20 protein-coding genes are annotated in these 17,285 nt (G+C 69.9%); 15 read left to right on the top strand and 5 right to left on the bottom strand.

Going from position 1 to position 17,285, the window contains the following annotated elements; translation table 11 throughout:
* Positions 1-112: 112 nt before the first annotated feature.
* Positions 113-1,381 carry an APC family permease gene (locus tag ABZ404_RS13065; RefSeq protein WP_358830715.1) on the top strand — a complete coding sequence of 423 codons (1,269 nt, stop codon included), beginning with the start codon at positions 113-115 and terminating at the stop codon, positions 1,379-1,381.
* A gap of 166 nt (positions 1,382-1,547) precedes the next feature.
* On the opposite strand, the gene ABZ404_RS13060 is transcribed toward ABZ404_RS13065, so the two are convergent.
* Together ABZ404_RS13060 and ABZ404_RS13055 are read right to left on the bottom strand one after the other, a co-directional pair.
* Entirely contained in the window at positions 1,548-2,480 is a 933-nt protein-coding gene (locus ABZ404_RS13060; RefSeq protein ID WP_358830714.1) for a M56 family metallopeptidase, read from the bottom strand.
* A gap of 16 nt (positions 2,481-2,496) precedes the next feature.
* Positions 2,497-2,883, bottom strand: a complete 387-nt coding sequence (locus tag ABZ404_RS13055; RefSeq protein WP_358830713.1) for a BlaI/MecI/CopY family transcriptional regulator — start codon at positions 2,881-2,883, stop codon at positions 2,497-2,499.
* 228 nt (positions 2,884-3,111) lie between these two features.
* On the opposite strand from ABZ404_RS13055, the gene ABZ404_RS13050 reads away from it, so the two are divergent.
* The 14 genes from ABZ404_RS13050 (at position 3,112) to ABZ404_RS12985 (ending at position 15,241) form a co-directional block, all read left to right on the top strand.
* Positions 3,112-3,714, top strand: a complete 603-nt coding sequence (locus ABZ404_RS13050; protein WP_358830712.1) for a phosphatase PAP2 family protein — start codon at positions 3,112-3,114, stop codon at positions 3,712-3,714.
* Positions 3,711-4,547 carry an undecaprenyl-diphosphate phosphatase gene (locus ABZ404_RS13045; RefSeq protein WP_355866818.1) on the top strand — a complete coding sequence of 279 codons (837 nt, stop codon included), beginning with the start codon at positions 3,711-3,713 and terminating at the stop codon, positions 4,545-4,547. Before ABZ404_RS13050 ends, ABZ404_RS13045 begins: the two co-directional genes overlap by 4 nt.
* Before the next feature lie 92 nt (positions 4,548-4,639).
* Positions 4,640-5,290: a VTT domain-containing protein gene (locus ABZ404_RS13040; protein WP_358830711.1), complete on the top strand. Its 651-nt coding sequence runs from the start codon at positions 4,640-4,642 to the stop codon at positions 5,288-5,290.
* Between the two features lie 138 nt (positions 5,291-5,428).
* Positions 5,429-6,745: a Na+/H+ antiporter NhaA gene (nhaA, locus tag ABZ404_RS13035; protein WP_358830710.1), complete on the top strand. Its 1,317-nt coding sequence runs from the start codon at positions 5,429-5,431 to the stop codon at positions 6,743-6,745.
* Positions 6,746-7,293: 548 nt separating this feature from the next.
* Positions 7,294-7,503, top strand: a complete 210-nt coding sequence (locus tag ABZ404_RS13030) for a DUF2180 family protein (protein ID WP_358830709.1) — start codon at positions 7,294-7,296, stop codon at positions 7,501-7,503.
* 281 nt (positions 7,504-7,784) lie between these two features.
* Positions 7,785-8,279 (top strand): fluoride efflux transporter CrcB, encoded by a 495-nt coding sequence (gene crcB / locus ABZ404_RS13025; RefSeq protein ID WP_358830708.1) that lies wholly within the window; start codon positions 7,785-7,787, stop codon positions 8,277-8,279.
* Entirely contained in the window at positions 8,276-8,626 is a 351-nt protein-coding gene (locus ABZ404_RS13020; RefSeq protein ID WP_358830707.1) for a DUF190 domain-containing protein, read from the top strand. Before crcB (ABZ404_RS13025) ends, ABZ404_RS13020 begins: the two co-directional genes overlap by 4 nt.
* On the top strand, positions 8,623-9,000 hold the full coding sequence (crcB, locus tag ABZ404_RS13015) for a fluoride efflux transporter CrcB (RefSeq protein ID WP_358830706.1): 378 nt from the start codon (positions 8,623-8,625) through the stop codon (positions 8,998-9,000). The genes ABZ404_RS13020 and crcB (ABZ404_RS13015) overlap by 4 nt, the downstream gene beginning before the upstream one ends.
* Entirely contained in the window at positions 8,997-10,229 is a 1,233-nt protein-coding gene (locus ABZ404_RS13010) for an MFS transporter (protein WP_358830705.1), read from the top strand. The genes crcB (ABZ404_RS13015) and ABZ404_RS13010 overlap by 4 nt, the downstream gene beginning before the upstream one ends.
* A 25-nt stretch (positions 10,230-10,254) precedes the next feature.
* Entirely contained in the window at positions 10,255-11,532 is a 1,278-nt protein-coding gene (gene eno, locus ABZ404_RS13005) for a phosphopyruvate hydratase (protein WP_358830704.1), read from the top strand.
* A complete protein-coding gene (locus tag ABZ404_RS13000; RefSeq protein ID WP_358830703.1) occupies positions 11,529-12,266 on the top strand; it encodes a 2,3-bisphosphoglycerate-dependent phosphoglycerate mutase in 738 nt (245 codons plus the stop codon). Before eno ends, ABZ404_RS13000 begins: the two co-directional genes overlap by 4 nt.
* A gap of 210 nt (positions 12,267-12,476) precedes the next feature.
* Positions 12,477-12,914 (top strand): hypothetical protein, encoded by a 438-nt coding sequence (locus ABZ404_RS12995; protein WP_358830702.1) that lies wholly within the window; start codon positions 12,477-12,479, stop codon positions 12,912-12,914.
* A gap of 130 nt (positions 12,915-13,044) precedes the next feature.
* The gene (locus ABZ404_RS12990; protein ID WP_358990378.1) at positions 13,045-13,947 is read left to right on the top strand and encodes a hypothetical protein; all 903 of its coding nucleotides are present in this window, start codon (positions 13,045-13,047) and stop codon (positions 13,945-13,947) included.
* A gap of 118 nt (positions 13,948-14,065) precedes the next feature.
* Positions 14,066-15,241, top strand: a complete 1,176-nt coding sequence (locus tag ABZ404_RS12985; protein WP_358830824.1) for a permease — start codon at positions 14,066-14,068, stop codon at positions 15,239-15,241.
* Positions 15,242-15,833: 592 nt separating this feature from the next.
* On the opposite strand, the gene ABZ404_RS12980 is transcribed toward ABZ404_RS12985, so the two are convergent.
* From ABZ404_RS12980 to ABZ404_RS12970, 3 genes are all read right to left on the bottom strand, one after another.
* Positions 15,834-16,169, bottom strand: a complete 336-nt coding sequence (locus ABZ404_RS12980) for a YnfA family protein (protein WP_358830699.1) — start codon at positions 16,167-16,169, stop codon at positions 15,834-15,836.
* Positions 16,170-16,499: 330 nt separating this feature from the next.
* Positions 16,500-16,946, bottom strand: a complete 447-nt coding sequence (locus ABZ404_RS12975) for a MerR family transcriptional regulator (RefSeq protein WP_358830698.1) — start codon at positions 16,944-16,946, stop codon at positions 16,500-16,502.
* Complete coding sequence (locus ABZ404_RS12970; RefSeq protein ID WP_358830697.1) at positions 16,943-17,278, bottom strand: hypothetical protein; 336 nt, start codon at positions 17,276-17,278, stop codon at positions 16,943-16,945. Before ABZ404_RS12970 ends, ABZ404_RS12975 begins: the two co-directional genes overlap by 4 nt.
* Between the last annotated feature and the right edge of the window lie 7 nt (positions 17,279-17,285).

The following is a 17,285-nucleotide window of genomic DNA, read 5'->3' as shown; positions in this document are numbered from 1 at the left end:
GCCACAACTGACCACGCCAGGACGACAGACCACGCCTGCGGCGGCACCCCAGTCGGACACCTTCCTCCGCTACGGTGCGCCGAGCGAAGGCCCGCGCGAGAAGGAGTCAGGGATGAAAACGGTGCGAGACCCGAGCGGGGAAGGCGTGATAGAGCGCCGTCTGGGGGTGTCCGACGCGGTGGTGATCGGACTGGGTTCCATGGTCGGAGCCGGGATCTTCGCCGCGCTCGGCCCGGCGGCCGGCGCGGGCGGTTCCGGGCTGCTGCTGGCTCTGGTCCTAGCCGCGGTCGTGGCCTACTGCAACGCCACGTCCTCGGCGCGGCTGGCCGCCCTCTACCCGCAGTCCGGCGGCACCTACGTCTACGGCCGACAACGACTGGGCACCGTATGGGGCTACCTGGCCGGATGGGCATTCGTCGTCGGCAAGACCGCCTCCTGTGCGGCCATGGCTCTCACGGTCGGCGTATACCTGTGGCCCGGCCAGGCGCACGCGGTGGCGGTGGCCGCCGTGGTGGCACTGACCGCGGTCAACTACGCCGGGGTCCAGAAGTCCGCGCTCCTGACCCGGGCGATCGTCGCGGTCGTCCTGGCCGTGCTCGCCGCCGTGGCCGTCACGGCCCTGACCTCAGAGGGCGTGGACACCGCGCGGCTGGACTTCGACGCGGACGCCACCGTCGGCGGCGTACTCCGCGCGGCGGGCCTGCTGTTCTTCGCCTTCGCCGGATACGCCCGCATCGCCACCCTCGGCGAGGAAGTCCGTGACCCCGCCCGCACCATCCCACGCGCCATCCCGATCGCGCTCGGCATCACCCTCGCCGTCTACGCCCTCGTCGCCGTTGCCGTCCTGAGCGTGCTGGGCCCAGGCGGACTTGCGGACGCCTCCGCCCCGCTGTCGGACGCCGTACGGGCCTCGGGTGCCGACTGGCTGGTGCCCGTCGTCCGCGTCGGCGGCGCCGTAGCCGCGCTCGGCTCACTGCTCGCCTTGATCCTCGGAGTCTCCCGCACCACCCTGGCCATGGCCCGCGATCGCCACCTCCCGCACGCCCTGTCCGCCGTCCACCCCCGCTACGGCGTCCCGCACCGTGCCGAACTCGCCGTCGGCGCCGTCGTCGCCCTGCTCGCTGCCACCACCGACGTACGAGGGGCAATCGGCTTCTCCTCCTTCGGCGTCCTGGCCTACTACGCCATCGCTAACGCCTCCGCTTGGACCCTCACCCCCCAAGAGGGCCGACCCATCCGCCTCGTCCCGGTCATCGGCCTGGCCGGCTGCGCAGTCCTCGCCTTCTCGCTGCCCCTGGGCACCGTCATCTCCGGCGCCGCAGTTCTCCTCCTCGGGGCTGCCGTCTACGGCCTGCAACGACTTCGCCGGGCAGCGCGTTGATTCGGTCCGCGGGATCCGCGACGAGATCGGAGCGCATCCACGTTCTGCTCACCGAAGTCCATCCCCACTGACAGGTCCGTGGGAGAACGACGGACGGTGCACGGCAGGTAGACGACAGTGATGACGTTGCTTCGGTTACTACTCGTTCCCGAACACATCGGAGGGTTCAGTGGGCGTGGGCGAGTTCCAGGAACTGGTGGAGGTCGTGGGCGGCTTCCACGGCGGACAGGCCGCTGGCGGCCAGGAGTGCTCCGGCGGCCAGGAGCAGCAGGGGCGGGCTGTGGGGTGGGGGTGCGAGGAGGGCGGTGACGCGGCGGGGCACGGTGCCCGGGGCGGGGTGGCGGCCGAGCATGCCGAGGGCGGCGGCCGGGATGCGGCGTGGGGTGCGGGTGCGTTTGGTGGCGACGGCTGCCTTGGCGACGGTTTCGGCGACGGCGCGGCGGTTTCCTGTGTGGTGGGCGGCGTGTTCGTCGGCCCAGCGTTCGACGGTGTAGGCGACGGCGGTGGCCAGCGGCCGCAGCAGTGGATTGGCGGCGGCGGAGAGCTGCGCGAGGGAGACGAACGCGTAGTGGTGGTGGTTGAGATGGGCCTGTTCGTGGGCGAGGAGGATCTCTTGTCCGGCGGGGTCGAGGGCGTCGAGCATGCCGTGGGAGATGACGATGCGGCCCGGCAGGCCGGGCATGGTGTAGGCGTCGGCGCTGTCGTCATCGGTGACGACGACGGGGTTGGGGCCGGGCAGGCAGGCGGCGTCCAGGGCCGCGGACCACAGGGCTCCGGCTCTGCGTGCGGTGAGGCGGACCGTAGCGATGGCGGCCAGGGTGAGCAGGATGGCGCCGGCCAGGGCGGCGGGCCATGCGGCCGGGTCCTCGTGGGCGATCACGTCGGGTGAGTAGTCCTTGAGGGCGGCCACGAGCGGGATGCGGACCAGGCCGGCCAGGGCCAGCAGGCCCAGGACCACGGTGCTGGAGGCGGCCAGGATCAGGGCGGCGGCGGTCAGCAGCCAGGTCGCCTGCCGTGGTTCCAGACGGCGGGACAGCGGGCCGGCGGCCGGGCCGGCCAGCAGAGGGAAGAGCAGCGGCAGGTAGACGGCCAGATGCATCGCGGCGACTGCCCTTCTACTCGTCGGTGCCCAGCAGGCGGCGCAGCAGGTCTTCGTCGTGGTCGGACAGCTCGTCCACGAATCGGGTCAGGACCGTTTCGCGGTCGGTTCCCCCGTTCATGACCTGGTGCATGTGCCTGGCGGTCAGGCCCGGCTCGTCGGTGACGGGAGAGTAGGCGTAGCTGCGTCCCTGCGGGGTGCGTTCCAGTACGCCGCGGGCGTGCAGGCGCGCCAGGGTGGTGGCCACCGTCGTGTGGGCGAGCGGTGTGGTCAGCCCCGCCGCCACATCACCGGGCGTAAGAGCGGTCTCGGCGCTCTGCAGCAGCGACAGGATTTCGCCCTCCAGGGCGCCGTTCGCCCGGCGTCTGCCGCCGAGGCCGGGCAGTCGCTCGTCAGCACCCACGGTCCTGTCTCCCTCGCGCGTCGTCTACAGTCACCCATAACTTCTATTCGCGAATAGAAGTTACTGTGTCCGACCAGTCTCCCATGCCGTCCGGCTGCACCGCCGATGCGGCCCGTGCCGACAGGATGCCTGATGCCCCCTCCCGATGCGGACGGCCCCCGCGCCAGGGGTGCGTGGTGGCTTCCTGCCGGGCTGGTAGTGGTGTGCGGGAGCCTCCTTGCGGCGCTCGTGATCGCCACCGACGAGGCGCATGGTGCGCCGTTCGGGGTGGACTCCCCTGTGCACGGATGGGTGCTGGCTCACCGCCCGTCGTGGGTGCGGGATGGGGCGGTGGGGATCACGGTGACAGGCAGCGGGGTGCCCGCCTATGTGCTGGCGGCGCTGGCCGGAGCGCTCGCCGCGCGAACCGTCCGCTGGTACGGGGCTCTGTTGGGGATTGTGGCGTTGGCTTCGGCACAGCTGCCGCGCATCGTGCTGGCTTCCGTGCTGGCTCGGCCCCGGCCGCCGGCCGCGGACTGGGCCTTCTCGGCGAGCGGCTGGGCCATGCCGTCCGGGCACACCACCACGTCGATGGCCGTCGCGGTCCTGCTCACCGTCGCCGCACACCGCAGGGCCCGCAGTCGCCTTCGGCCCGTCCTGCTCGCTCTGCCCGTGGTGTGGGCGGTGGCGGTGGGTGTCAGCCGGGTGGTTCTCGGCGTGCACTGGCCGACCGACGTGCTGGCCGGGTGGCTGCTGGCGGCCTGCTGGGCCGGTTCGGCCGCGCTCGTTGTTCATGGGCTCCGGTGCCGGAAGACCGGTGCCGTCACTTCGAAGGAAAGGCAGCGCCCGTGAGCGCGATCAGTATCGGACAGGCAGTGATTCTGGGCGTGGTGGAGGGGGTGACGGAGTTCCTGCCGGTCTCCTCGACAGGCCACCTGAAGATCACCGAGGGACTGATGGACATCCCGGTGGACGACAAGTCCGTGGTCGCCTTCACCGCCGTGATCCAGGTCGGGGCCATTGCCGCGGTACTGGTGTACTTCTTCAAGGACATCGTGCGGATCGTGTCCGCCTGGGGGCGCGGTCTGCGCAACCGGGACGAGCGTCACCACCACGACTACAAGTTCGCCTGGTGGGTCATCTACGCCACCATCCCCATCGTGATCGTCGGGCTGGCGGCGAAGCCGCTGATCGAGGGGCCGCTCGCCTCGCTGTGGGTGGTCGCCGGATCGTTGATCGTCGGCAGTGGCCTGATGTGGGCCGCCGACCAGATGGGCCGCCACAAGCGCGGCGAGGAGGACACCACTTTCAAGGACGCCATGCTGGTCGGCTCCTCGCAGATCCTGGCCCTTCTCTTCCCCGGTTTCTCCCGCTCCGGCGCCACGATGTCCACCGGCCTCATCCTCGACCTGAACCGGCTCGCCGCCACCCGCCTCTCCTTCTTCCTCGGCATCCCTGCCCTGACCGGGGCGGGCCTGTACGAGCTCAAGGACGCGGTCGGGGCCGGAGTGGACGTCACCCCGCTGATCGTCGGCACCCTGGTGTCGTTCGTCGTCGCCTACGCCTCCATCGCCTGGCTGCTGAGGTTCGTCGCCAAGCACACCTTCAACGCGTTCGTCATCTACCGGATCATCATCGGCGTCCTGCTGTTCGCCCTGCTGGCCACCGGCACCCTGGGCGCCTGACAGCGGCCCGGCCCGCACGCGCCGCCCCGGAGCTGTTCAGCGCCCAGAGCCCTTTACTTTTTCCGCTCGTCCATGGACAGGAGGACCGACCGGTGACCACCCTCGCGCTCGGCCCGCAGTGGCTCGACCCCGACTACCTGATCTCCACCTTCGGCCTGATCGGCATCCTGGTCATCGTCTTCGCCGAGTCCGGGCTGCTGATCGGTTTCTTCCTTCCCGGCGACTCCCTGCTGTTCACCACGGGGCTGCTGGTCGCCGGGCACCAGTACCTCACCCAGCCGCTGTGGCTGGTGTGCCTGCTCGTGGCAGTGGCAGCAGTCGCCGGTGACCAGGCCGGCTACCTCTTCGGCCGCAAGGCCGGCCCCGCCTTGTTCAACCGCCCCGACTCCCGCCTGTTCAAGCGGGAGAACGTGGAAAAGGCGAACACCTTCTTCGACACGTACGGGCCGCGCTCGATCGTGCTGGCCCGCTTCGTGCCCGTCGTGCGGACCTTCACTCCGATCGTGGCCGGGGTGAGCGCCATGCGCTACCGCACCTTCGTACTGTTCAACATCATCGGAGGCACGCTGTGGGCCGTGGGCGTCACCGTGCTCGGCTACTTCCTCGGCCAGATCCACTTCGTCAACGCGCACATCGAACTCATCCTGATCGCCATCGTCGCCCTGTCCGTACTGCCGGTGGCCTTCGAATACCTGCGGACCCGGCGCCGCACCCACTCCCGCCCGGCCGACGGCCGGCAGTAGCGTCAGGGCACGGCACACCGCCCCGACGCATAGGGTGTAGGGAACGCGTCAAGATGCGCGCTGGTGTGCCGGGAAGTCTGGTCGGCGACAAGGGACCGCTGTGTCCGCTGGCCGATCGTGCCCGGAGGCTTCTTTCCGATGTGTGCCGCTCCTCGTGAACGTCTGCCCTTTCTGGGTCTGCTGCCCTGGGGCGAGCGCCGGGTAGTTGCGCAGGCCCTGCGGACCGAGACAGTCGGCGGGCTGGTGCTGCTGGCCGCCGCGATCGCCTCACTGATATGGGCGTATTCGCCGTGGGCACCGGCCTATGAAGCAGTGCGCGAGGCGCACTTCGGGATCCCGGCGCTCGGCCTGGACCTGTCGGTGGGGCACTGGGCCTCGGACGGTCTGCTCACCGTGTTCTTCCTGGTGGCCGGGATAGAGCTGAAGCGCGAGCTGGTCGTGGGTGAACTGCGCACCCCCGCCACAGCGGCCCTGCCCGTCATCGCCGCCGCGTGCGGCATGCTGGTGCCCGCCGTCCTCTATGTCGCGGTGGCCTCTGCCGGGGGTGGCTCACGGAACGGGTGGGCGGTGCCGATGGCCACCGACATCGCGTTCGCTCTCGCGGTCCTGGCCGTCCTGAGCACGCATCTGCCCTCCGCGCTGCGCGCCTTCCTGTTGACCCTCGCGGTGGTCGACGACCTGGGGGCGATCCTGATCATCGCTGTGTTCTTCACCAGCGACCTCAACCTCTACGCGCTGGCCGGCGCCTTCGCCGGACTCGTCCTGTTCTACGTCCTCCAGCGCCTGCGCGTGCGGGGCTGGTGGTGGTACGTGCCGCTCGGAGTGGTCATCTGGGCGCTGATGTACAACGGCCGGGTGCACGCCACGGTCGCCGGAGTCGCGATGGGGCTGATCCTGCGCACCCGCCCGGACGAGGGCCGGCGCGGCCGGAAACCCGAGAAGCACTCGCCCGGCGATCACACCGCACACCTGCTGCGGCCCTTCTCCGCAGGCATCGCGGTGCCACTGTTCGCCCTGTTCGCAGCCGGGGTGAGCGTGTCGGCACCGTCCCTGCAAGGGGTCTTCACCCGTCCCGAGCCCCTCGGAATCGTGATCGGTCTGGTCGTCGGCAAGATCGTGGGAGTCTTCGCCGGCACGTATCTCGCGGCGCGCTTCACGCGTGCGCGCCTGAATCCGGACCTGGCCTGGGCTGATGTGTTCGCCCTGGCCGTGCTGGCCGGGATCGGGTTCACCGTTGCCCTGCTGATCGGCGAACTGGCCTTCCCCGACCCCGCACAGGCGGAGCAGGCCAAAGCCGCTGTGCTGGTCGGCTCGCTGATCGCCGCCGCGATCGCCGCGGTCCTGATCAAGAGACGTGACCGAGTCTACCGGCGCCTGTCCGAAGAGGAGAACCGCGACGCCGACGGCGACGGAATCCCCGACGTCTACCAGCACGACCCATCCGGTGCCCCGTGAAGACCCGGGCAGGACTCGCCGGCCTGCGCTGAGACGGCGAGGGTGCGCGTATCCCCGTAGCACCCGGGCGGGGCCTTGACCTCTCTGCTGCCGCGCAGTTGACTCCATGTCAGGCGATGGATCCCGCCTGGGCCACGCAGAGCCCGAACCGCCCTCCTGGGCTGATGGCTTCCTGACCGAAGACGTCAGGAACCCATGCCCTCAGGAGAGCGACCACATGGCCTTCATCCACCGTCGTGTCCCTCGCCGCACCGTCCCGAACAGACGCGTCCGGGAGAACACCGAGGACGAGCACGACGAGACGATCCGCCCCCGCGCTGCCGCGTGCGACGATGCCCGGCTCACTTGCGCCCGCGACGTGTCGTCCGGCACTGCCCGGAAGGACGCCGGAACCCCCGCGGGAATCGCACCCCCAGACACCCGGCCACTACGGCTGCTGCCGGGGATGCAACGCGCCCTCATCCACGCCGGGACCGCCGAGCCACCGCCGTCCGCAGCAGCGGCGCCCGCGCCGCCACCATGTCCGCCTCACCCGCAGGGAGTCAGTGATGCACTGCTACGACTGCCAGAGCACCCATCACACCGTCGTCGCCGCTGTCGCCGTCTGCCGGCAGTGCGGGGCCGCGGTCTGCGTCGACCACGCACAGATCGCCCGGGAGGCACTGCACCGTACGGCCGGCATGGGCGTCAGTACGCTGCCGACCGCCGCACGTCGGATCACCTGCACCACCTGCCGGACCGCAGCAACCTCGCAATAACGACCAGGCACCACACGGCACCTCGAACACACCCCGCGTGGACTTTCCGCCCTGAGCCACACACCGTCCGACCTGCCAGCCACACTGCCCCGGCGCTGCCGGGCGTTGCTCCACGTGTGCGAGGCGGCGCACGGTAACCTGATCCGTAGCGGTGCCCTTGTGCGCCGCTACGGCGGTGGGGCTCGCCGTACCCGAACCGCGGCAATGCTGCCGCCAACAGTCCCTACCCGTGAAGAACCCTGTCCGCGCACGCGCACAGGGCACCACGTGTAGGGAGAGGTATGCGTTCGGACGAGACGGGACTGTCGATAGCGGCGGAGCCCACCGACCCCGATATCGACCTGACGGACGCCGAACAGCGCCAAGAACTGCGGCGTACGCACTACGGCGTCCTGCCGGTGATCGCGTGCGGCGGGGCGCTGGGCGCGCTCGCCCGCTTCGGCGCCGCCCAGGCATGGCCGACCCCGGCCAACAGCTTCCCCTTCACCACCCTGGCGGTGAACGCCGCCGGGTGCCTGGTGATCGGCGTCTTCCTCGTCGCCGTCACCGAGGTCTTCTCCACCCACCCCCTGTTGCGCCCGTTCTTCGGGACCGGGGTGCTGGGCGGCTTCACCACGTTTTCCACCTACTGCGTGGACATCGAGCGTCTCGTCACCGGCGGCCGTGCGGGGATCGCGCTCACCTATCTGGCGGCAACCGCCGTGGCCGCACTGGCTGCGGTGACCGTGGGCGCGTGGAGCACGCGCCGCATCCTGGCGAAGTGGAGCGAGTCATGAGCTGGCATACGCAGGCGGCGCTGCGGCTGACCGTCCTGGTCGATGACACCGACACCTGGCACCACAAGCCCGTGTGCAGCGAGATCGTCCACCGGGCCCACGCGGCCGGGCTTTCCGGCGCTTCGGTCTTCCACGGTATGGAAGGTTTCGGCGGCCGGCAGATCGTCCACACCACCCGCCTGCTGTCCATGGCCGACGACCTTCCCGTGGCCGTGGTGATCGTGGATACCGAGGAACGTATCCAGGCTTTCGTCCCGCAGCTGGAGGAGATGAACATCGAAGGGCTGATCACCCTGGAACCCGTCCAGGTCGTGCACTTCGACGGCGCACACCGGGCGGACCGGTGAGCGATTTCCTGCTGGTGGCCCTCGGCGGCGCGGTCGGCGCCCCCTTGCGCTATCTCACCGACCGGGCCGTCCAGGCCCGCCACGACACGGTCTTCCCCTGGGGCACCTTCACCGTCAATGTCGTCGGCTCCCTCATCCTGGGCGTCCTTACCGGCGCGGCCCTGTCCGGCACCGCCGGGCACACCGTGCAGCTGCTGCTGGGCACGGGACTGTGCGGGGCGCTGACCACGTACTCGACGTTCTCCTACGAGACGCTGCGCCTAGCCGAAAGCGGCGCCAAATTCTTCGCCGCCGCCAACATCGCCGCCTCCATCGTGGCCGGTCTCGGCGCCGTCTTCGTCGGCTTCGCCCTCTCCCAGGCGCTGTTCGCGTGACCCCGCCCGACACCCTCAAGACAACCGGCGGGCGGCGCACCCCGGGCATGGGCGCATGGCGGTTCGTCATCGCGTTCGGCACCATCAGCCTCCTGGCGGACTTCGTCTACGAAGGCGCCCGCTCCATCACCGGCCCCCTCCTGGCCCACCTCGGCGCCACCGCCGCCGTTGTCGGCATCGTCACCGGCATCGGAGAAGCCGCAGCCCTCATCCTGCGCCTGGGATCGGGGCCGCTCGCGGACCGCACCCGCCGCTTCTGGGCCTGGACCATCTCCGGCTACGCCCTCACCGTCATCACCGTGCCCGTCCTGGGACTCGCCTCGGCCCTGTGGGTGGCCTGCGCCCTGGTCATCGCGGAACGGGTCGGCAAAGCGGTCCGCTCGCCGGCCAAGGACACCCTGCTCTCGCACGCCGCGGCCGTCACCGGCCGCGGCAAGGGCTTCGCCGTGCACGAAGCGATGGACCAGATCGGCGCCATCGTCGGACCGCTCGTCGTCGCGGGGATCCTGGCCGCCACCGGCGACGACTACGCCCCCGCACTCGGTGTCCTGGCCCTGCCCGGCCTCGCCGTCCTGATCCTGCTGTTCTGGCTGCGCGCCCGGGTACCCGACCCCACCCAGTACGAAGCACCCGCACCCACCGCCGAACCCGCACAAGGCGCACAGGCCCGGGAGAGGCTGCCCCGGGCGTTTTGGATCTACGCGGCGTTCACCGCGGCGACCATGTCCGGCTTCGCCACTTTCGGCGTCCTGTCCTTCCACCTCGTCACCCACCACCTGCTCACCGCCGCCGCCGTGCCGGTTCTGTACGCCGGGGCCATGGCAGTCGACGCGATAGCGGCCCTGGCCACCGGCTGGGCCTACGACCGCATCGGCCCCAAAGTCCTGGCCGTCCTGCCCCTCCTGGCAGCAGCGGTCCCCGTCCTGGCGTTCACGCGCAGTGTCCCGCTCGCGGTGGCAGGGGCGCTGGTGTGGGGTGCTGCCATGGGTGTACAGGAGTCCACCCTGCGCGCCACCGTCGCCGACCTCGTCGGCCCGCACCGCCGGGCCACCGCGTATGGCATCTTCGCCGCCGTCGTCGGCGCCGCCACCGCGGCCGGCGGCGCGCTGGCCGGTGTCCTGTACGACGTGTCCATTCCCGCCCTGATCATCGTCACCGCCTGCATCCAGGCAGCCGCCCTAATCCTCCTCGCCATCACCCGGCCGGGCCGCATCTGCCCCGCCGCCTGATCCCGTTCACAGAAGGAAGCAGATCATGACTTTCACCGTCAGCGCACTGGACGCCACCGAGATCCTCGACTCCCGGGGCCGCCCCACCCTCCACGTCACCCTCCGCCTCGCGGACGGCACCACCGCTGACGCAGGTGTGCCCTCCGGGGCCTCCACCGGCACCCGCGAAGCCGTCGAACTCCGCGACGACGACAGAGCCCGCTACAACGGCGCCGGCGTACAGCACGCCCTCCACCACGTCCACGGCGAACTCGCCGACCTGCTGCGCTCCCGCACCTGGGACACCCTCGCCGACGCGGACACCGCAATGAACGACCTGGACGCCACCGGCACCAAAGCGCGCCTGGGCGCCAACGCGATCATCGGCTGCTCCCTCGCCCTGGCCCGCGCCCTGGCCCAGTCCGCCGGAAAGGAACTGCACACCCACCTCGCCCCGCCCGGTGTCACGCCGCGCCTGCCTGTACCGCACTTCAACGTCCTCAACGGCGGGGCGCACGCCCCCAACCCGCTCGACTTCCAGGAATTCATGATCGCCCCGCTCGGTGCCCCCTCCCTGCCCGAGGCGATCCGGGCCGGAGCAGAGGTCTACACCGCCCTGCGCACGCGCCTGCACGAGGCCGGACACGCCACCGGCCTCGGCGACGAGGGCGGCTTCGCCCCCGACATCGCCCAGCCCGAAGACGCCCTGCGCATGATCGTCGCCGCGATCACCGACGCCGGATACACCCCCGGCCGCGACGGCATCGCCATCGCCCTGGACCCCGCCGCCAGCGAATTCCGACAGAAGGACGGAACCTACCGCGTGGCAGGCGAAGCCCTGACCAGCGCCGACATGATCGCCCGCTACGAACAGATCATCGCCGACTTCCCCGTCTGGTCCATCGAGGACGGCCTCGGCGAGGACGACACCGCCGGCTGGCAGCAGCTCACCACCACCCTGGGGAACCGCATCCAGCTCGTCGGCGACGACAACTTCGTCACCAACCCCGCCATCATCACCCAGGCCATCAAAGACCACATCGCCAACGCCGCCCTGATCAAGGTCAACCAGATCGGCACCGTCACCGAAACCCTCCAAGCCATGACCATCTGCCGCGACGCCGGCTACGCGGCCATGGTCTCCCACCGCTCCGGCGAAACCCCCGACACCTTCATCGCCGACCTCGCCGTCGCCACCGGCTGCGGACAGATCAAATCCGGCGCCCCCGCCCGCGGCGAACGCGTCGCCAAGTACAACCGCCTCCTCGCCATCGCCGCATCCCACCCCGAACTCCCCTACGGCCTCACAGGCAAGCAAGCATGACCGGAACACTGATCCTGCTCCGCCACGGAGAGAGCACCGCCAACGCGGACGGAATCTTCACCGGCTGGACCGACGCACCCCTCACCCCCACCGGACACGAGCAGGCCAACGACGCCGCCCACCTGATGGCCGCCGCCGACCTGCTGCCCGACGTCGTCCATACCTCGCTCCTGCGCCGCACCATCACCACCGCCGACATCGTCCTGGACGTCCTGGACCGCCCCTGGATCCCCGTCACCCGCAGCTGGCGACTGAACGAACGCCACTACGGCGCCCTCACCGGCCTCACCAAAACCCAGGTAAGCGAACGCACCGACGAAGCGACCTACCACGCCTGGCGCCGCTCCTGGGCCACCCCGCCGCCAGCCGCCCTGCCCGGAGCCCTCACTCCCTGGAACGACGACCGCTATCGCAGCCTGCCACCCGACGCCTGGCCACTGACCGAGTCACTGGCCGACGTCCACGCACGACTGCTCCCGTACTGGGCCGACCGCATCTGCACAGACCTCACGGCCAACCGCACCACCCTGGTCGTCGCCCACGGCAACTCACTACGCGCCCTGGTCACCCACCTCGACCAACTCACCACGCCAGAGGTAGAGATCCTCAACATTCCCACCGGGCAGCCCCTGCGCTACGACCTCGATAAGGGCCTGCGCCCCAAGGCCACCGGCGGTACCTACCTCAACCCCAGGGCAGCCGCCCAGCAAGCCGCCGCAGTCGGCCGCCAATAAACCACCCCCACTCGTCATCGCACCTAGAGACACCCGGCCACCCATCACTCTGCTCCCCGATGTCGCCCCGGCCCGCCACGCGAGATGCTGGCCAAACGCCATACGCTTTGACCGGCAGCAGTGGGACACCTCCGCCAGATACCCCGCCCGGGTATTGTTGGACCAGTTGCGCGTCCTGAACGCGCCCGCTCATACGAGGAAGGGACGACGGTGACAGGCACCAGCACAGCGCGCAAGCGGCGTATCGCCCGGCTACTCGCGCTGTGTGCGGTCCTGTTCGGCCTGTTCCTCATGCACGGGGCACCGGCCACCGCCGCCGAAGGCTGCCACGGCACGATGTCTGCGAACGCTCCGATGGCCGAAGGCCACGCAGACGCCGCGATGGAATCTGCGACACCACCGGCGATGCCCCACGCCGGTGCGCAGCAGGCATCAACGACGCCTTCGATGGATGGGGCGATGTGCGTCTCGACGCCCGCCCGCGACATGAACCCGCTACCGACGGATGGCCTGATGACCGTCGTCGCCGTGCTGGCCATCGCGCTCATCGTGGGCCGGCACGTGCCGCTGGGGCGGACCGGACGGCGCGGCCCACCTCCGCCAGGTGGGCGGAGCCTGCTGCTCCAGGTGTGCATCGCGCGGACCTGAGTGGACCTGTGCCGGAACCCGGATGTTCACCGGGAGCCGGCGACGTGTCCTGCTCATCTGCGCGCGCCCGCCCGGCGTGGTGCGCCCACCCGGAAAGACCACTCACATGTTCGCTACTTCCCTTCCCGCCGTGCGTCGTCGTGCTCTCGCGGCGGCCGGCACCGCTGCTGTCCTGGCGGTGAGCTTGGCCGCCTGCGGCTCGTCCAGCGATTCCTCTTCGATGCCGGGCATGGACCACGGCGCCAAGTCGTCCCCGTCCGCCTCGGCCAGCACTTCGCCCTCGATGGGCGACATGCCCGGCATGGACCACATGGCCGCCGGCAACGGCCTCGCGGACAACAAGGACGGCTACCGCCTCACCGGCAAGGACACGACGCTGGCGGCGGGCAAGCCGACCGGGTACCGGTTCACGGTCACCGGCCCGGACAAAAAGCCCGTCACCAGCTTCGCCGTCGACCAGACCAAGCGGATGCACTTCTACGCCATCCGCTCCGACCTGACCGGCTTCCAGCACCTCCACCCGACCATGGCCGCCGACGGCACCTGGACCGCCGACCTGGCCGCACTCGCACCCGGCTCGTGGCGCATGTTCGCCTCCTTCACCCCCGACACCGGGGCCGGGAAGGACACCGCGCTCGTCCTGTCCCGCACCGCCACCGTTCCGGGCACGGCGTCGAAGACGCCGTTGCCGGCCGCCGGCAAGACCGCGGAGGTCGACGGTTACACCGTCACCGTCAAGGGCGAACCGATGGCCGGGATGGAGCACCCGATGACGGTGACCGTCACCAAGGACGGCAAGCCCGTCACCGACCTCCAGCCCTACCTCGACACGTACGCCCACCTGACCGCCTTCCACGAGGGCGACACCGCGTTCGCCCACCTGCACCCGATCACCAAGGTCGATGGCGACCACGGCGGGCCGGAGCTGTCCTTCAACGCGGAACTGCCGACGTCCGGTAACTGGCGGCTGTTCCTGCAGTTCCAGACCGGCGGCAAGCTCCACACCGCAGCCCTGACCCTGAGCGTCGGCTGACCCCGCGTGGGGCGCCACCCCACGCGGGTGGCGCCCCCACACCCAGCCGCCCGCGCCGCGCAAGTGCGACGTGTCGGTCGGCCCCATCTCGTGCTCGCCTCGGAAGGCTTCAGAGATGATCCACGCCGTATTGCACGCACTGTCGATCACCGGTTCCATGACCTGGGAGATCACCTGGGCCCTGATCCTCGGGTTCGCCCTGTCCGCCGTCGTCCAGGCCGTCGTCCGCAAGTCCACCGTCGTCTCCCTGCTCGGCGACGACCGCCCCCGTACCCTCGCCGTCGCCGCCGGCCTCGGCGCCGCCTCGTCCTCCTGCTCGTACGCCGCAGTCGCACTCGCCCGCTCGCTGTTCCGCAAGGGCGCGAACTTCACCGCCGCGATGGCCTTCGAGATCGCCTCCACCAACCTCGTCGTCGAACTCGGCGTCATCCTCGCTCTGCTGATGGGCTGGCAGTTCACCGCGGCGGAGTTCGTCGGCGGCCCCATCATGATCGTCGTCCTGGCCGTGCTCTTTCGCCTGTTCCTGCGCGACAAGCTCCTGCGCCAAGCTCGCGAGCAGGCCGAACGCGGACTGGCCGGGTCCATGGAAGGCCACGCCGCGATGGACATGTCCGTCCAGCGCGAGGGTTCCTTCGCCCGCCGACTGCTGTCCTCCGAAGGGTTCACCTCAACGAGCCATGTGTTCGTCATGGAATGGGCGGCGATCCTGCGCGATCTGGTCATTGGCCTGCTCATCGCCGGCGCCATCGCCGCCTGGGTGCCCGACTCGTTCTGGAGCACCTTCTTCTTCGAAGGCCACCCGCTCGCGGCCAAGCTCTGGGGCCCGATCATCGGCCCGCTCGTCGCGATCGCCTCATTCGTCTGCTCGATCGGCAACGTGCCCCTCGCGGTCGTGCTGTGGAAGGGCGGCATCAGCTTCGGCGGCGTCGTCGCGTTCATCTTCGCCGACCTGCTGATCCTGCCGATCCTCAACATCTACCGCAAGTACTACGGCGCGAAGATGGCCCTGTTCCTCCTCGGCACCTTCTACCTCGCCACCGTCATCGCCGGGTACGTCGTGGAGTTCACCTTCGGTGGTCTCGGTCTGATCCCCGACCAGGCCGACGCGAAGCTCCCCATGGAGGGCATCACCTGGAACTACACCACCTTCCTCAACATCGCCTTCCTCGTCCTGGCCGCAGCCCTCCTCATCCGCTTCCTGCGCACCGGCGGGCGCGACATGCTCCGCATGATGGGCGGCGACCCCGACACCAGCCAGGACCAAACCCACGGCGAACACGGCAAGCACCAGTGACGACCGCCACCGGCACCCACACCCGACGGGCATAGAAGCAGAAGCCAGCTGGGGAACATGGGCTTGCATGCGCCGGGCCCGCTGACCACGCACTGCCTACAGCCCAGCCCCTTGGAGAACCGCGTACCGCACCGTCGCCAGGCTGCTGCCCTCTCGGACGTTCCTCGGGAACCACGAGGTAACGCGCGCTCAAACGTCCATACAAGCGACCGCAACATAGCCGACGATCACCGGTTTGGGTAACCGGCGATCGTAGCGACCATTGAAGCTCAACCCCACACCACGAACTTCCTGCGGAGAAATGGAAAATCCATCCCCTTGCGGCCTCGGCAACAGAACGCACCACCGGGAATGACTACTATTCAGAGCCTGGCGGGCGATTCTGCTCATGACCACTGAACACGCGCACTACGCATTGATCGCGGATTCCGGTGTGTCCGCAGGAAGTAGTGCTCATGAAGCCGCGCTCCCTGCAGTGCACATGCGCCTCCGTTGCGCGAGTAGCGAGGGTCTGGGCGATAGCCTTGAGGCGAACCTTCGCTGGTGGCGATCCCTGCCTGCTGTGGGACGGCCGCACCTTCGAGGAGCATGGTCAGTGCCCGCGCGGCGCGTACATGATCACGGCCATGCCTGCGAGGCAGACCAGAGCTCCGGTGATGTCGTAGCGGTCGGGGCGGTAGCCGTCGGCGACCATGCCCCAGGCGATCGATCCGGCGACGAAAATGCCGCCGTAGGCGGCGAGGATGCGGCCGAAGTTGTCGTCGTTCTGCCAGGTGGCGACGACGCCGTAGATGCCGAGGGCGATGACGCCGGCACCGATCCAGATCCATCCCTTGTGTTCGCGGATGCCCTGCCACACCAGCCAGGCACCCCCGATCTCGAAGAGGGCGGCGACGACGAACAGGGCAACCGAACGAGCGACAGTCATACGGCCGGACCCTACCGGCGGTCCGTGCCGCTGAACTTCAGCGGGGCGGCGGATCCCTTGCAGCTGCACCCACTCTCACCTGCGGTCTTGGGTGCGCAGGAACAGGAGGGGCGGCGCTGGCCGAGCCACCAAGTGCTGGCGGCGAGCACCGCCAGGACGACAGCGAGGACGGGCAACCAGCCCACCACCGCCCCGGCCCCGGCCCCAGCTCCGGCTCCGGCTCCGGCTCTGATGACCCCAGCGGTGATCAGGACGGGCAGCGCGCAGCACGCGATGCAGGCGAGCGCGGCCAGACCTCCCAGTGCCTTCGGGGCACGCCCGGGGCGAGGGTCAGCAGCAGGGTTCGGCATGGCGGTTCTCCTCGGCGAGGTCGGTGAAGGGAATTGGGCAGCAGGCCATCGAGGCGCACGCGGTCAGGTCGTCGCAGCCCGCTTCTACCGCGGCAGCGAGAGCCGTGCGGATCGTGGTGAGGTCGGCGATCTTCGCATCGACTTCAGCGAGCTTGGCCGCGGCGCGGCCCTGCAGCCCGGCCACGGGTCGGCCATGCCGGTGGCGGCCGGCGTCCAGGAGGTCGGCGACCTCATCCAGCGTGAAGCCGAGCCGCTGAGCAGCTTTGATCACCCGCAGCGCGGTCACCGCATCGTCGCCGTACAGGCGATGACCGCCGTTGCTGCGTTCCGGCTCGGCCAGCAGTCCGCGCCGCTCGTAGTAGCGCAGCGTCTGGATGTTCACCCCGGCCGCCTCGGCGACCTGCCCGCTGCGCAGCCCCGCACTCATCGCTGCTCCACGACGGCAGCAGTCCGCACTGCCAGGGCGTCCAAGACCGTCTCGTGCGCCTGGTCCACCGAAATGTCCAGATGGATCAGGTCCTGGCCCGCAATGGTGGTGAAGATGAAGAACGAGCAGCAGCCGCTTTCGCGTTCCACCAGGTCACGGACCCGGCCGTCGACGCCCTCACCACCCGCTAGGTCAAGGAGCAGGTGGAGCGGCTGCGGCCGGGACAGCGACCTCAAGCGGTCAGAGAACAGCGCATCCCACTCGGCGACGCGGAGAGGCTGCTCCGTGGTGGGCAGCGTGCAGGACTGCGGCACCCAGTCAAGATCACTCATCGCGCTC

The sequence above is a fragment of the Streptomyces sp. NPDC005878 genome (assembly GCF_040629815.1).
GTDB lineage: Bacteria > Actinomycetota > Actinomycetes > Streptomycetales > Streptomycetaceae > Streptomyces.
Note: the sequence above shows the minus strand (reverse complement) of the source record. Positions and strands in the feature narration are given on the sequence as shown.

Bases quoted from the DNA above. Each gene is read 5' to 3' on its own strand.
- ABZ404_RS12980 (WP_358830699.1), bottom strand. From the start codon at position 16,169: ATGACTGTCGCTCGTTCGGTTGCCCTGTTCGTCGTCGCCGCCCTCTTC.
- crcB (WP_358830708.1), top strand. From the start codon at position 7,785: ATGCGTTCGGACGAGACGGGACTGTCGATAGCGGCGGAGCCCACCGAC.
- ABZ404_RS13030 (WP_358830709.1), top strand. From the start codon at position 7,294: ATGCACTGCTACGACTGCCAGAGCACCCATCACACCGTCGTCGCCGCT.
- ABZ404_RS13020 (WP_358830707.1), top strand. From the start codon at position 8,276: ATGAGCTGGCATACGCAGGCGGCGCTGCGGCTGACCGTCCTGGTCGAT.
- ABZ404_RS12970 (WP_358830697.1), bottom strand. From the start codon at position 17,278: ATGAGTGATCTTGACTGGGTGCCGCAGTCCTGCACGCTGCCCACCACG.
- ABZ404_RS13000 (WP_358830703.1), top strand. From the start codon at position 11,529: ATGACCGGAACACTGATCCTGCTCCGCCACGGAGAGAGCACCGCCAAC.
- ABZ404_RS12975 (WP_358830698.1), bottom strand. From the start codon at position 16,946: ATGAGTGCGGGGCTGCGCAGCGGGCAGGTCGCCGAGGCGGCCGGGGTG.
- ABZ404_RS13065 (WP_358830715.1), top strand. From the start codon at position 113: ATGAAAACGGTGCGAGACCCGAGCGGGGAAGGCGTGATAGAGCGCCGT.
- nhaA (WP_358830710.1), top strand. From the start codon at position 5,429: ATGTGTGCCGCTCCTCGTGAACGTCTGCCCTTTCTGGGTCTGCTGCCC.
- eno (WP_358830704.1), top strand. From the start codon at position 10,255: ATGACTTTCACCGTCAGCGCACTGGACGCCACCGAGATCCTCGACTCC.
- ABZ404_RS13060 (WP_358830714.1), bottom strand. From the start codon at position 2,480: ATGCATCTGGCCGTCTACCTGCCGCTGCTCTTCCCTCTGCTGGCCGGC.